We start from the raw sequence: 14,460 nt of genomic DNA, 5'->3' as shown, positions 1-14,460 counted from the left end.
ATGGAACCAATGAAAAACGGTTTAGCTGAACCAGCAATTAAACGCATTGCTCAAACTTTTTCAAGTATTTTTGACTTTGATCAAGCTCAATTTGAGCAATTAGCAAAATCAGATTTAGAGTCTTTAGAGCTTAAAGCTCGATTAATGCATTTTATTAAAGCATTGCACGTTTGTTTACCAGATGATTTTGAAAAAGCAGCTGTACTGTTGGCTCAAGTACCAAAAGTTTGGGCCGAATTAGATGAGCAATATCAGCGAAATGCGTTATCGGGTTTTGCGGCTTGGCCTATTATTGATTATGTCTCGGTTTATGGAACTGAACATCCTGAAATCTCGCTCAATTTATTAAAAATACTAACGCCTTTATTTAGTGCAGAATTTGCAATACGGCCTTTTATTCAGCAATATCCGCAACTTTGTTTATCTTATTTTGAAATTTGGGTAAAAGATACAAACGAACATGTTCGCCGTTTGGTGTCTGAAGGGACACGACCTTTATTACCTTGGGGTATCCGTTTAACTCAGTTTGTCATTGACCCTAGCCCAAATTTAGGTTTATTAGACACTTTAAAAAATGATCCCAGCTTATACGTGCGTCGTTCAGTAGCTAATCATTTGAATGATATTGCCAAGCATGATCCTGAACTTGTGATCAATATTTGTACTGAATGGCAGCAAAGTGCAGATGAAAAAACATTATGGTTAATCAAACATGCATGTCGAGGGTTAATTAAAGCAGGGCATCCCAAGGTATTTAAATTATTTGGTTATACCCAGTCACCTGAACTCACTCTGAGTGCACTTAGATTAGAATCACTCGTTGTTCAACAAGGCGGTGACTTAACCTTTGAGTTTGATGTGCAGTCAAATGCAAATAGCCCACAGCAACTGGTTATTGATTATAAACTGCATTTTATGCGCGCCAATGGGCAGCACAATATAAAAGTTTTTAAGCTTAAAAATTTGCATATGGCCGCAATGCAAGCCGTTCAACTTAGTAAAACACATTCGTTTAAGCCTATCACAACTCGCAAATATTATTCAGGCACACATAAAATAGAAATAATGGTAAATGGTATCACCAGACAAAGCTGCGAATTTGAACTGGCTGATTAAACGTAACCAGTCCCCCTCAATTTTCATCCGAAATGAGTTATAAAGCGCTTGATGAATAAAATGTAATTCGCTTTGATTTAAGGTATGGTTTTGGGCGTGTGAATTATTTCTGCCTGCCGAAGATAATTTTTTCTCAGTTCAAATTATAAACATAGATATAGTTTAATTAATCTGAATTCTGGATAAAAAATTATCTAAAGCATTAGTTTCCAACAATAGAGTCATTTATGTTACCTAATACCAATTTAAATTTGTTGCGCTCTTTGCATGTGCTTTTACATGAAGCGCATGTTAGCCGAGCTGCTAAACGGCTTTATATTACTCAATCTGCAGTGAGTCGCCAATTAGCTCAACTTAGAGAAATGTGCAGCGACAAATTATTGGTACGCCAAGGTAATCAACTTGTCTTAACCCCAAAAGCTCAATCTTTAAAACAGCGATTAGATAGTTTATTTAATGAATTAGAGCAGGTATTGCAAGATTCGACCTTTGAACCAGAAACTTGGCAAAGTGAACTGGTTATTTCTTCAAGTGACTATATAGCACAATATGTATTACCGGATATTTGTGCGCGGTTAAGTGAACAAGCGCCGCACTTAAAAGTGACTTTTAGACTATGGCAACCTGAGTATATAGATAATTTGCATGAGCTGGGTATAGATATCGCTTCCACTATTCTGCCTAAAAAACCAAAAGGCGTATCTAGCAGTTATTTAGGACAAGACGTTTCCGTGGTGGTTATGTCCAAACAGCATCCACTAGCAGCAAAAAATAAACTATCGCTCGAAGCGTTTGTTAGTTTTCCGCATATTAAAATCACGGGGGGCGCGGATAAAGATTCTAATATAGATAGTCATTTAAAAACGCTTAATATGCAGCGTAAAGTGCTGTTGCAAGTTCCATTTTTTACCGCTGCAATGAGTCGTATGCAATCTACTGATTGTTTAATGGTCATTCCTCAACATATTGCTAAACATCTATCAGAATATTGGCCGATTATATACCATGATATTCCTTTTCATCTGGAAGCTAATCATTACTGGTTAGTTTGGCACACTAAATATGATAATGATGTTGCCCATAAATGGGCCAAAGAACAAATTCAACTTACCTTACAAAGCAGTCAGCATTCAATTCATTTAGATGATGAATTCCATGCTAAACCCAAACTTTAGTTTATTTAAACGCATCAGCCAATTGAATTAACTATTTTATCAAAAAGGTATGACTTTAAATCATATCTTTGATGATTAAGTATGATTTCATTTTATGTTTTCCGTCTGGGTAAAATGCAATTTTACGGGGGGATTATGAGCATAACATTTTATTTAACGCTGATGAGCGTTTGTTTATTAGGTGCAATGACACCCGGACCCAGCTTAATGGTGGTGGCAAAAAATTCGTTAACGGGCGGGCGCTTACATGGCGTGGTTTCGGCTTGGGCACACGCACTTGCAATAGCGCTATATGCGTTAGTCACGGTCACTGGTTTATCAGTGTTAATGCAAAAATTGCCTATTTTGTTTCAATCAATTACCTATATAGGCGGTATTTACCTAGCTTATTTAGGGGTTAAATCATTATCTGCAAAAGGGGGAATGGCTGAGCAATTAAGTTCAGGCATGCAATCTAGCTTATGTCGCTCAGCTAGAGAAGGCTTTTTAGTTTCGTTACTTAACCCTAAAGTCTTAATATTTTTTATCGCTTTATTTAGCCAATTTATTCAAACATCACAAACCACAACAGAGCAAGCAATCTTGGTATTTATTCCATTGATGATGGATGGACTCTGGTTTTCGTTAATTGCCTTACTGCTAACTAAACCGGTTGTCATTCGTTACTTGCAAGATAAAGCATTATTAATTGATCGACTATCAGGGAGTCTTTTGATCATTTTGGCCAGTAAAGTGTTGCTAGCACCTTTGTTATAAATCACGACTTTTACAATATTATTTGGGCTTAAATCATTAAAAAGTTTATATTTTTCTGAAGCGCTTCAAATTAATTGTTTAACGTATTGGAAATATCATAATTTTGCACCATAATGGTTCGCGGCTAAACCACTTAAGCGGCAATATAAAGCACTAATCTGGTTAGTCATTCTATGATTGTTTAAAAACACGAATAAGGAAATAATATGTTTAAAAAAGCATTGTTAGCAGTTTGCATCGCGGGCGCTTCATTTTCATCTTTTGCTAATTGGGTTGGTGGCGTGAGCTATATTAACTTATCCAATGACGAAGGAGCTGATATTAGTTTAGGCGGGTTAACCGGCTCTCTAGGGTATCAGTTTGACGCACAAAATGGTTTTTATTTTACACCTGAATTGCGGGTAGGCACAGGTATTTCTGATGACTCTGTTGGCGGCGTTGATGTAGAAATGGATAGTTTTGTTGCTTTATCTGTTAGAGGGCAATATTCAGTGAATCAACAAGTGTATTTATTTGCTGCGCCTTCATACGCTAATGCTGAGTTAACGGCATCAGGTGGCGGTACTAGTGTTACAGAAGACGAGTGGGAGTTTGGTTTAGGTGGCGGTATTGGCTATCAAATGACAGATGCTATGTCTGCTGAATTTATGTACGAGCAATACGACGACGCTGATTTAATGAGTTTTGGCGTTAAGTTCTCTTTTTAAATATTAGCCAAAGTTACACAAAGTTTACACAAATAAAAAGCTTAGAGTTGGTTATCCACTCTAAGCTTTTTTGTTAATGAGCTACTTAGCAATTAACGCGAGTTATCCAACAAAGCGTTTTGCATGTTCATTGGTTTGCTGCAAGCGTTGAATTAAATATCTGTCGCGGTTTAAAACGGTTTTACATTGATCGCCAAACCATTCTAACGAAGCTTCCATATCACGAACATTTTCATCTGGATGTGTGTTGACGTAATCAAGAAATTCAGCGTAATTAACCGCCCCATCAAATAAAGGCACTATACCTTTACGTGACCCCGAAGCTGAATAAACCGTACTAGGAGAGAACACATCCAGTAATTTAGCCGAGCTAATATTTTTAAGATGAAAGTGATTAATGACTGGTTTTAAGCGTTCAAATGCTGGAATGATTTGCGCTTTTGATTCCCACACATGCAATACATCAAAATTGAGTTTAAGATTATCACGGGCAACCTGTTCAAATAATTGCTCAGTTGATGTGACTGTATCAGCATAGGTATTTGGATGTGTTTCAATGATTAAACTCAGTCCATGTGGCGTCATCCAATCACATACTTTTTTTAGCCGATTTGCTAGTTGGATAAAGTCAGCTTGAGTTGTGTCGGCGCTACCTTGTTTACCTGCAAAGGTTCTAACTTTTTTGCTTCCCCAGTGTTTTGCTAGCCGACAAAATAATTCAACTTGCTCTTTTAGCTCTGACTCGCTTGCTTGTAGCGGTAAATAATCACTCAGCATAGTGGCTTTTAAATCAAACTCGGCGAGCCAATTTTTATTGTAATGAGGCTGACTAGCTAAATTTTTAGCATGTATACCCCAAAGCTCAATCCCTTGAAAGTGGTTTGCTTGTGCCCATTTTGCTAGCTGGTCAATCGAAATCAGTTGATGGCGAAATGAGATAGTGCAAAGAGACAAGATCATATGCAAACCTCGGCGTCTTGTGTATCGGTCGTTAACTTGATTTGTTGGGTCCATTGATTAAATAGTGCAGCAAGTCGACGTTTAATTTTAAACTCTCGCTCATCTTGTAGTGCTAATAACTGAGTTATCTCGTTAACCAAGTGGTCACTATTACTATGAGTTGCCTCATTAAAGTTAGCAGCAACTTTCATTGCTCTAAATTGAATTTGTTTATAGCCAGATACCAATTGTTCAATTAAATCACACCAACTTTCAAATTCATCAAAGTCCATTTCAAGTGCTAACATAAAAAATGCCAATCCGTGCTCGTAAGCATATTTTCGTATCGCAAGCACAGGTAAATTTGTGAGTGCTTGGTTTAAACCTGCCGGGGTTAAATCATCTCTTTGTTCAATATGTGCGTTTATGATGTTTCGCACCGCATTAGTCATGGGGTTGGTATTGAGTTTGAAGCAAGCAATAAAATAATCATAAATTGCTTTACTGCTAGTAGGGGTGATTTCATCGCTGTCAAATAAATACCCGCCTGCAACGGCGTCAGACTCAATGGCTGCTAATACCTGCTGCTTGTTTTGTTCACCTTGCCAACGAAAGTCAGGATCCCACATAAATAAATTATCGGGATTTTTGCTCTTTTCTAACATCACATAATGAGGAAAAGGGTTTTGATTAAATTTGTTTTCGCGCTCAGGTAGTAAAAACATATCTAACATTACCATAATGTGCTGACTGTCGGCTTTGTGTTCAATTAAACTCAATAAAAAAGAAATGTTTTCGGTTTTAGATTTTTGAGGCCGATACCAAGGTTTAACCTGTATGCCATAAAGTAGATTAAACCAATAGCAGAAAAAATCATGATTTAAATCATCAGCATGATAATGAATTTTATAATTATCAGTTACGACGACCTCCGCATCCCAAACGCCAAAATAAAATGGTCGATGATCAACAAGCGGATGAGCCTTTATGCATTCAGACAAGCAACTCACAAAACAGTGCACTTTAATATCTTCAAATTCGTCAGTGGTGTCACTGGCATTCGAGCTTGCTGTTGGATTTGTATTTGAAGCAATTCTACTTAATACAAATTCACTTAAACTATCTATGGTTTCAAAATCTTTGGCGTTTAGCGCTTCATCCGGTACGTCTATTGAAAGCTCTAATTCTAAACTAATTAATAATTGCATCACTAGAACCGAATCTAAATATAGGTCTTGATTCAACCTGGCGGTTGGACTGAATGCGGCCATATTTGCAGTGGGAATTTCGCTTATCAAAATATTTTTAATAGCTTCAATCAGGGTATTTTTTTGCATAACAGATTCATTCATGTTGTTGGTTACCATCATTAAGCTGGTAAAGCATTAAAGGCTATGGCTAGTTGCTTACGATTAACTTTACTATTTGCCATACGTTCCACTTGTTTGACTGGCTGTACCATTTGCGGCACTTGAAAAGTGGCCAAATGCTGGCTACACCAAGCGCGAATAGCGGCTGGTTCAACCTCCGGCATAGCGACATACTGCAATGCGATGCGTTGACCGGCAATCGTATCGCTAACTTTAAACACAACACAGTCGGTAATTTGGGGGTGAGTTAAAATAATATTTTCTATTTCATTCGGATATACATTTAAACCAGACACGATAATGGTATCGTCTAAGCGGGCAACAAAATGTAAATCGCCATTTTGGTTTATAAACCCTGTGTCTTGTGTATGTATGGTTTTTAAACCGGAGGCGGTTTCAATATGGGCGATAATTTCAGTGGGTTGGTTGATATCATGGCTGGCTTCAAGTTGTACGTGCGGTAAAGGCACGCCCAAATCATTAGCTGCTTTTGGATGCTGACTGATACTGATACAGCCGGCCTCAGAGCATCCGTACTGTTGGTATAAATGCTTAACGTTCAGTTGTATTTGTTCAAATACCGGACCAGACATAGTTGAACCTGAAGTCATTGCCGCAAATAAGTTATCGCCTTTAGGCCATAACTTGGCGAGCCCTTGCAGCATAACTGGTGACGAATACAGCAAAGGCTTATCGCAATTTTTCAACACTTTAATTAAATATTTAGGATTAATACTGGTGATTATTTTAGGCATTTTATCTCGGGCTAACGCTACCATTACTCCGCAAATTAATCCGTATGAATGGGTTACGGGGCAGGCGATAACAGGCGTCATGCTGTTGGCCGCTGTGAATGCCCGGCAATAGCTGTCAATTTCAATATCAATATCAGCCCAGCTACGCAAAATACATTTAGGCTCGCCTGTGGTGCCTGAGCTCATTTGAATAATGCCGGCGTGTATACTGTGATTTTCAGATAATTTTTTAACAGCGGATTTGAGCGATATCATCTGAGTTAAATCTTTATAAATTAATAAACCACAACCGGCTTTTTCGGCCATTTTTTTCGCATTGTCTAGCGGGATGCCCGAATGAATTGGCATGGCTGATATTTTTCTGGATTTTAGATAAAAACAGAGCGTTAGCCAGATAAAATTATCTTCAACACAAACGGCGATGGCATGCTGTTGATTAAGTAAATCATAATCAAGGTACGCGGCCTGCTGTTTAGCAACGTCTAATTTGCTATAAAAGGTATCATTTATGGTAAACATTATACTTTCTCTGGTTTGTCTTGAGTTATCGCGGCAATTAAAGATCGTTTTTTATGGTTGGTCTGCGAGCTAGCGCGGGCCAGCGGGTTTTGTATGTCGTGATGAAATTCACGACTGGCACTGCCATTTAATTTTTTATTGAGCAAAGATTCGGTTTGAATACTGGGCTCGAAAATATTTATTTGTTGCAAACGAGCAGGGCTGGTGAGCGCGGCATTTTCATAATCTTTAAATGCTTGGTAAACCACTTGCCAAAAATCTTGCTCTGAAAACTGATAATAAGATTCAAGCAATACGGCCAGATCAGATAAGTTAAATACCAACAAGGTATCAACAAATAACTCCCTTAATGCTTCAACATCGCTCATCCAATAATATTGATTGGGTTTGCTCTTTTGGTAACACGGATTTAATTTATTAAACTCAGGCGCTAATTGGGGCTTTTCAAGATAACTGTGTACGTATTCTAAGCTTTCATGAAAATCTCTCAGAATTACTTTTTTTGGCCAACCTTGTTGGTGTTCAATCAACATATTTTGTGCATGTGCTTCAAGCGCAATGCCGTGTTTAACTAATAAATGCCAAACTGGAATCATGCTGATATTAAGCAAGCGCTGTAACCATTTTTTACAACCATGGGTTTGAATCCAAGAGTCGATAAAGGGTTTATTATCTTGTTCGATTACCGTTAAAGCGACAAACGGAATAGTCTGTTTAGGATTAGAGTAGTTATTAACACTTAGCCTAAAAATAACGCCTAATTGATCAGCTAATTTTGTTAACCAAGGTTGACTATTTATATTTTCGCTGGCGATGCTAATCCCAGCGTATTCAGATAAGAAAACCATATTTTTTTGTAAAAAAGTATCAGATTCATATAACTGATTGAGCCAATTTGAAAGCACGGGGGCGGTGCAAATTGAATGATTTTCTATACTTCTAACGGAGGACGTATTAACCATATTTAACGGCAGTTTGATATTTGCTTTATTAGGGCGACTGACATTAATTAAGGTTCTTACCGAAATACTAGCCTGATAAAAATCACCCGCCGCGCCTAAATAATATAATTGCTGATTATCAATTGCGGCGGCTAATGTTTGCTGTAAATTAACCCACTGCCAAGGGTGAATCGGAAGGAATGAAAACAATGTTGGCTCTGTGGTTAGCTCAGCTAATTTGTCATTCAATTGGCTAACGTAAGTTTCACCCAGCTCTTGCTGCCAAAACGTTTTTTCAGAAGTTGACTGAAAACAAAATTTAAGCAAGCTGCTATGCAAGGCTATCCAATGCAATTGAAAATGATTGGCTGCTTCGGGGCCGTAATTTTTATGATCTGAGTCGCTAAATCCAGTTCTGGCTTTAAAACACGGATGATAGGGATGGCCTTCATCAATCGCTGACTCTAATTCTGCATAGCTCAAATCTCGTCGACTGCTTAACTGGCTTAAAAACTGATTATTCCAGTTACACAACGCGATGGTTTGGTTGAGTTCAGTGATTAATTTATTTTTTACATGTTGTTTTGCTGGTAAATTAGCAACCAGTTCCGCCAATTGAATGGCTTGCCACTTACTATTTTTATAAGCATGCATTTGTGAAGCATCTAACCGGATGCGACTAAAGCCGGTGATTTTTCCTTTTGTTTTATATTGAGTATGACCAAGCATGAAATAAAAATAACCGTCTAGATGCTGATACTGGCATACTTTTTCAAATAATATGGCTTCTAACAACTGACGAACCACTCGGTTAATTACTAAATTAGGCTGATTTTCTCGAGCATTTTTTAAAGGCACATTAGTGTGCTCAATACGATTAAGCACACGCATATTCCTTTTTATTTTGAGTTAACGGGTGGTGTGTTTTAGCCTGCAGGTGGATAGGGTAAAACGGATTTTTAAATTGGCTATAAACCGCTAGTTCTTGCTCAGCTTCTAATTCATCTACATCTGCAACTCGCGTTAATAAATTAGCTTTGCTGGCAAGTAAGGGTTGATTAAATGCATTGTCCACAAAGTTTGCGCCAGCGCCTTTGAGTTTAAAGCGAAGTGTGTTTAATTTTTGGTAACTGACGGCTAGTAGCTGTTGCTCACTGATTAAATCGTCCTGACCGAATCGACTAATGATTGAAAATAATTGATTAATAAACAAATAATAACCAAAACGGTCAATAATCATTTCGTCCTCATAAAATAGATCTGGATTACGTTTAAGCTCGGGTACACTGGCTTGCAGCTTGGTTTTCATATGGGCAGATAAATAAAAACCTTGATTATCGCGATAATAATATTGGCTTGGGCAATGATGATTTAGGGTAAGTAACGAATTTTGTTGATGCGCTTCTAACGCAACACCGTGATTTTCATATAGCCAAATCGCTGGCTCAATTGCACAATGCCAATAGCTGTCAAACCACAATAAGCTAGCTGTTTTTGTGCTCAGGTGTTTTTGTGATGCCAGCGCTTTTACGCTTTGCGCTAATTTTGATTCTGCGTTTTGATGAATTGGATCTTGCACTAAAGCTGCAATAGACAGGGTTGGATTTGCATCACTTGATTGTTTTGTAAACGGGTTACGGCGAATAATAGTTTCAAACCCACTTTCAGTTTGATCCGGCAATGAGACTGTAATGTAAGCTGGATCTTCAATTAAAGTAAATTGTGGAAAATTTAAATTAAAATTACTTCCAGCTATTAATTTACCGACACTTAACCCTGGTTCTAGTTCATGTGCCATATTTTTACGAAGTGAATTGGTAATTTTAACCGGAATTGATAGCTTAACCATATAATCTAAATCAGGGCAATACAAAGTTCGTACCGATGAAGTAGGCGTAAATACATGGCCCATAGTGCCTAAATCTACCAACTGACCACTGCTGAGTAATTGCTTAATATTATCTTGATGCAACAGCCAGTGGGCTTGTAATGGGTGAACAGGCACTAGCTGTTTGTCATTGTCTATGTCGATTGAATGACTATCCGTTTGCGCGATTTGTGTAATGATTTGCGCGACGCTTTCAGTAGTAGATGAATTAAATTTTAATAAGGATTTAGATACCGCAAAAAAGTGAAGTTGAAATTTAGCTTTTAATTCTGGAGTATAGTTTTTATGTTGCCATGAATGAATGCCTTGGCGTGATTTTGGAGTGGGGTGCATCCAATGACCAAATAATAAAGATTGTTCTGAGGCGATAAAATCTAGCGTATTTAAACTTTCATCCTGTTGGCGCTGGTTTAAATAATCAGCCATAATTTGCTGGCTTTCTAGCATTCGATTAAGCAATTCTAACTTGTCTTTTGCATGCTCGCCAAGCGTGGTTTTATTTGCATAAATATTGTCAATTAACATTAAGCAGGCAGAAAGAAAGCTAATTGCTTGCCAGCTCCAGTCGTTATCTCTTTTACAATATACTTGCGTTATCTGGTGTCGACCAACCGTTGAGCGATACGAAACCGCTAACACTAAACTTGTCTTAATATCTGTTAATTGTAGCTCTAATGCATGTGCAACTATCGGATTAAATTGAACGCCCGTATGCTGCTGCCAACTTTGACTTGAGTGCCAAACACCGCAGTCTATTTCCCTTAAATAACAATTTGTAAATGCCTGAAAGGATGCGTTTTCGGCGAGTTGATTCGCATTTAAATATTCCATTTTGCATCTCCTAGCTAATGAGTCTTGAGTTACTTGATGTTATTGATAATGATTATCAGTATCAAATGATTTTACAAATGTTACAAATCGGGCTGGTTGATCTACTTTGAGACTAATTTTGCAGGACGGTAGCGCCAACAAAAATATCCTGCCAGCAAAAATGCAAGCCATTCAGATAAAGGCAGCGCAATAATAAAAGTCAGATTCGGATTTATATTAGGTAGTATTAGCCAATGTGATAAAAAATAATGAAAGCTGACCAGTAATAACGCAGGTAAAATTAAACTACGAGTGATGGCAATAATTGCTGAAGGTTTGGGCTGATGAACAGCGGTTAAGTAGCAGGTTAAAATAATATTGGTACCATTGATTAAAAATAATGGTAATAGTAAAAATAATAACTGAAGACTGACCTGTTGCACCAAAATTTGCTCTTGGTTTATAAACCAACCAATACTCGATTCAGGCCAAATTAATAAGATTAAGCCTATTATCAAACCCAGTGTTAATGTGCTCATAAGGGCGACAATTAAAAAATGTTGTACCCGTTTAAATTGTTGAGCTCCAAAGTTTTGACTAATAACCAAGTGCAAAGCATCCGCAAAACCGTAGCTGATCATAATGCTTAAAAATATGAAATAATTAACTAAAGTAAAAGCTGCAACCCCTTCAACGCCTAAGCGAGCAATCATCACGGCATTTAAAATAAAAAAGATAATGCCCACAGACAACTCGCTAATTAGTTCTGATACCCCGTTGTAGGCAGAGCGAAGCAACAAATGCCAATTTTTTTGCATGAGGGTAAAGTTAAGTGTTTTGTTTTTACTGAAAAAATATCGGCTTAATACTAAAAACTGAATGACCTGCGCAATAGCAGTCGCGTAAGCTGCGCCAGCTAAACCCAATTCAAGATAAACAATAAACCAAGCATCCAATGCAATATTTAATACCGCACCAGTAACCAGCGCGCAGGTTGCTAATAGGGGGTGATTGTCAGCACGCACTAAATAATACAGCACCATAGTGGTTAATTGGATAATAAACACCCAACGAATAACATTTAAGTAACTGGCCGCAAGTGGCGTTATCTCGTCGGGTATATTTAATAGCGAAAATAATTGAGCTTCAAATATTAAGCTCAACAAGGCAAATATCAGGTTTATAACCGCGGCCGCAATGAGAGATTGACTAAAAATGTGGTTGGCTACTGATTGATTTTTTTCACCCAAAGCTTTGCCTGCGCTGACGGCACCACCGATTGCCAGCATAATGGCAACGGCAATCAAAATGGTGAAATAGGGGATCATTAAGGTAATTGCAGCTAATGCGTTAGCGCCAATAAAATTACCAACAAAAATACCGTCAATTAAATTTGCACTGGTGATTGCCAGCAAGCCGATAATAGATGGCAATACATAATAAAAATAAGTGCGGATGACTCGTCCGTTCAGGACTAGGTTGAAGTTAGACATGCATAGCTCTCAAAATAAATAGGATTAGCGCGTGCTTATTTTTGTTATCTAAAAAAGATAAGCAGAGGCTAGGGTCTGTTGATCTTTTGGGTACAATTTTGCAGCAGTTTGTGTGGTATTTATACAAGGCATAGCGATTGACGTGTAGTGGGCTACATAAATGAGCTATAAAGACTTTATGCTCCTGCAAAGTCACCTTACCCCACATCCATGTGGGGCAACACAGTAGAAATACTAAACAAACGCTGCCCTTCGGGTTCGTCCTAAACGCTTTTTGCTCTTTGTTGCCTGCATGGATGCAGGTACTTAGCGTGAGCAGGATGCGGTAGCTGTGCTCGATATTGACATAGAAGAACTATGCTACATATCTCGCGTCGCGATCAAAAAGCGTTTAGTTAGAACAAAATTTGTACTCCAAACGTCAACAGACCCTAGTATAAATATCAAAATAACCATTGCAAATGATATTGGTTATCATTAGTCTTTGTGTTTTGTAGTTTACTGAGATTGTAAAAGGTATTTTTGGGTGATGCATGTTTTAATCATGGAAAGTGACAGTCAATTTAACGGTGAATTGACTGAGGTTATAAAAAAACGAGGGAATAAAGTTACATCATGCAGCGATATGACGTCAGGTTTTGCTAGTGCACTCGCACAACCTTTTGAGCTAATTTTAATCGGTTTAGCGGGTTTAATTGCCAGCGATATTTCAAAACTTAAAAGTATTCCGAAAAATTATGAAACGCCGATTATGGTGTTTTCTGTGTCGAATAGTTTAGACAATCGAATCGCCAGTTTTAAGCATGGTGCAGATGATTATTTATTAAAACCCGCTAATTTAACTGAGGTTCTGTTAAGGATAGATGTGGTTTTACGCCGCTATACAAAACCAAGTGTGAATGAATCATCTGTTATTTCTATCGATCAACTGAGCTTATTCAAATCAACTCAAAGTGTCGTTTTTGCTGAAAGTGAATTACATATTACACCAATTCAGTTTCGGTTATTGTGGCAACTGCTACAAAATCGTCACCAAGTGTTAAGTAAAGCATTTTTATATCAAGTTGTTTTAGGGCGTCCATTTTCTACAGATGATCGAAGTTTAGATATGCATTTAAGCCGCATCCGCAAAAAATTGGTTGCTAAAGGTATGTCACCAGAGCGCCTAACGACTGTACACGGTAAAGGGTATCGTTTTTCGTAGAGCAAACTTAATCATATTTTAATCGCCTAAATTAAAAAGTATTCAGAGTATTGAATCGTTTTAACGTTTTTATTTTGCTCAAATAAACAAAGAGGTATTAATGAGTGTAATTAGCCAATTAGAGTCAGAAAAAATAAGTCCTTTCATTGCTTTATCACAAATTGATAATTTTGATGGCAGCAGAATGGTCAATAGATTGTGTAAACATTTTTCGCATAAAATAGATGCTGGCTGGAATGACACTCAAGGCTATATTGAATTTGCGATGGGATTTTGCGATATGACCGCTAGCAACGATTTTATCCGTATGCGCTGCGGCGCCAATACGAAAGCTGAATTAGATGAAATACGGGATTGTATTGACGCGCATTTTAACCGATTTTCAAAACATTCAAATAACATTTTGCATTGGCGTTATTTATTTAACACGTCAGGCGGTGCTTAATTAACCTAAATTCTGGATAAAAATTAGCTTTTAATCTGTGGTTATCGTTTTAGCTTGGTATTTACGCCAAGCAAATAATAGGCAAAATACGGTGATCAATAAACCAAGTAAATTAATCAATAGCAGATCCCAAATTGCACCTTTAGTTGTGTAACCCAGTAAAATAAGCACAGTGTCATATAAAGGCGCTATGGCAAATAAAATTTCAGCAACCACCGCCTGAACGACAACGGCCATTGGGCTGGCCGCATATAGCAGCAAACCAGCTGCCCAAAAAACTGGAATTAACAAAAAAATGCCAATGAATACCCCTTTAGCTACTGCTCTAGTGAGTGTTTTCGT

The 14,460-nt window shown here is 37.7% G+C and carries 13 protein-coding genes; 6 read left to right on the top strand and 7 right to left on the bottom strand.

What is annotated here, in order from left to right:
* The 4 genes from OLW01_RS08325 (at window position 1) to OLW01_RS08310 (ending at window position 3,754) form a co-directional block, all read left to right on the top strand.
* Window positions 1–1,116: a DNA alkylation repair protein gene (locus tag OLW01_RS08325; protein WP_268073383.1), complete on the top strand. Its 1,116-nt coding sequence runs from the start codon at window positions 1–3 to the stop codon at window positions 1,114–1,116.
* A gap of 227 nt (window positions 1,117–1,343) precedes the next feature.
* Window positions 1,344–2,291 (top strand): LysR family transcriptional regulator, encoded by a 948-nt coding sequence (locus OLW01_RS08320; protein WP_268073382.1) that lies wholly within the window; start codon window positions 1,344–1,346, stop codon window positions 2,289–2,291.
* A gap of 135 nt (window positions 2,292–2,426) precedes the next feature.
* Window positions 2,427–3,047 (top strand): LysE family translocator, encoded by a 621-nt coding sequence (locus OLW01_RS08315; RefSeq protein WP_268073381.1) that lies wholly within the window; start codon window positions 2,427–2,429, stop codon window positions 3,045–3,047.
* Between the two features lie 206 nt (window positions 3,048–3,253).
* Window positions 3,254–3,754 carry an outer membrane beta-barrel protein gene (locus tag OLW01_RS08310; protein ID WP_268073380.1) on the top strand — a complete coding sequence of 167 codons (501 nt, stop codon included), beginning with the start codon at window positions 3,254–3,256 and terminating at the stop codon, window positions 3,752–3,754.
* 102 nt (window positions 3,755–3,856) lie between these two features.
* Here the strand turns inward: OLW01_RS08310 and OLW01_RS08305 are convergent, their stop codons facing one another.
* From OLW01_RS08305 to OLW01_RS08280, 6 genes are all read right to left on the bottom strand, one after another.
* Window positions 3,857–4,714, bottom strand: a complete 858-nt coding sequence (locus OLW01_RS08305; protein WP_268073379.1) for a sugar phosphate isomerase/epimerase family protein — start codon at window positions 4,712–4,714, stop codon at window positions 3,857–3,859.
* The gene (locus OLW01_RS08300) at window positions 4,711–6,030 is read right to left on the bottom strand and encodes a DUF6005 family protein (protein WP_268073378.1); all 1,320 of its coding nucleotides are present in this window, start codon (window positions 6,028–6,030) and stop codon (window positions 4,711–4,713) included. The genes OLW01_RS08305 and OLW01_RS08300 overlap by 4 nt, the downstream gene beginning before the upstream one ends.
* 32 nt (window positions 6,031–6,062) lie before the next feature.
* Window positions 6,063–7,337, bottom strand: a complete 1,275-nt coding sequence (locus OLW01_RS08295; RefSeq protein WP_268073377.1) for an AMP-binding protein — start codon at window positions 7,335–7,337, stop codon at window positions 6,063–6,065.
* On the bottom strand, window positions 7,337–9,163 hold the full coding sequence (locus OLW01_RS08290) for an IucA/IucC family protein (protein WP_268073376.1): 1,827 nt from the start codon (window positions 9,161–9,163) through the stop codon (window positions 7,337–7,339). The genes OLW01_RS08295 and OLW01_RS08290 overlap by 1 nt, the downstream gene beginning before the upstream one ends.
* Complete coding sequence (locus OLW01_RS08285) at window positions 9,156–10,997, bottom strand: IucA/IucC family protein (RefSeq protein WP_268073375.1); 1,842 nt, start codon at window positions 10,995–10,997, stop codon at window positions 9,156–9,158. The genes OLW01_RS08290 and OLW01_RS08285 overlap by 8 nt, the downstream gene beginning before the upstream one ends.
* 101 nt (window positions 10,998–11,098) lie before the next feature.
* A complete protein-coding gene (locus tag OLW01_RS08280; protein WP_268073374.1) occupies window positions 11,099–12,469 on the bottom strand; it encodes an MATE family efflux transporter in 1,371 nt (456 codons plus the stop codon).
* Window positions 12,470–12,998: 529 nt separating this feature from the next.
* On the opposite strand from OLW01_RS08280, the gene OLW01_RS08275 reads away from it, so the two are divergent.
* Entirely contained in the window at window positions 12,999–13,673 is a 675-nt protein-coding gene (locus tag OLW01_RS08275; RefSeq protein ID WP_268076191.1) for a response regulator transcription factor, read from the top strand.
* Between the two features lie 100 nt (window positions 13,674–13,773).
* Entirely contained in the window at window positions 13,774–14,118 is a 345-nt protein-coding gene (locus tag OLW01_RS08270) for a DUF2218 domain-containing protein (protein WP_268073373.1), read from the top strand.
* A 30-nt stretch (window positions 14,119–14,148) separates the two neighbouring features.
* Here OLW01_RS08270 and OLW01_RS08265 read toward each other — a convergent pair whose 3' ends face one another.
* Entirely contained in the window at window positions 14,149–14,409 is a 261-nt protein-coding gene (locus OLW01_RS08265) for a hypothetical protein (protein WP_268073372.1), read from the bottom strand.
* Between the last annotated feature and the right edge of the window lie 51 nt (window positions 14,410–14,460).

Origin of the sequence: Catenovulum adriaticum (assembly GCF_026725475.1) — a bacterium.
Taxonomy (GTDB): domain Bacteria; phylum Pseudomonadota; class Gammaproteobacteria; order Enterobacterales; family Alteromonadaceae; genus Catenovulum; species Catenovulum adriaticum.
The sequence above is the reverse complement of the archived record's forward strand: the minus strand, read 5'-3'. Positions and strand labels throughout refer to the sequence as shown.

Bases quoted from the DNA above. Each gene is read 5' to 3' on its own strand.
- OLW01_RS08325 (WP_268073383.1), top strand. From the start codon at position 1: ATGGAACCAATGAAAAACGGTTTAGCTGAACCAGCAATTAAACGCATT.
- OLW01_RS08320 (WP_268073382.1), top strand. From the start codon at position 1,344: ATGTTACCTAATACCAATTTAAATTTGTTGCGCTCTTTGCATGTGCTT.
- OLW01_RS08315 (WP_268073381.1), top strand. From the start codon at position 2,427: ATGAGCATAACATTTTATTTAACGCTGATGAGCGTTTGTTTATTAGGT.
- OLW01_RS08310 (WP_268073380.1), top strand. From the start codon at position 3,254: ATGTTTAAAAAAGCATTGTTAGCAGTTTGCATCGCGGGCGCTTCATTT.
- OLW01_RS08305 (WP_268073379.1), bottom strand. From the start codon at position 4,714: ATGATCTTGTCTCTTTGCACTATCTCATTTCGCCATCAACTGATTTCG.
- OLW01_RS08300 (WP_268073378.1), bottom strand. From the start codon at position 6,030: ATGCAAAAAAATACCCTGATTGAAGCTATTAAAAATATTTTGATAAGC.
- OLW01_RS08295 (WP_268073377.1), bottom strand. From the start codon at position 7,337: ATGTTTACCATAAATGATACCTTTTATAGCAAATTAGACGTTGCTAAA.
- OLW01_RS08285 (WP_268073375.1), bottom strand. From the start codon at position 10,997: ATGGAATATTTAAATGCGAATCAACTCGCCGAAAACGCATCCTTTCAG.
- OLW01_RS08280 (WP_268073374.1), bottom strand. From the start codon at position 12,469: ATGTCTAACTTCAACCTAGTCCTGAACGGACGAGTCATCCGCACTTAT.
- OLW01_RS08275 (WP_268076191.1), top strand. From the start codon at position 12,999: ATGCATGTTTTAATCATGGAAAGTGACAGTCAATTTAACGGTGAATTG.
- OLW01_RS08270 (WP_268073373.1), top strand. From the start codon at position 13,774: ATGAGTGTAATTAGCCAATTAGAGTCAGAAAAAATAAGTCCTTTCATT.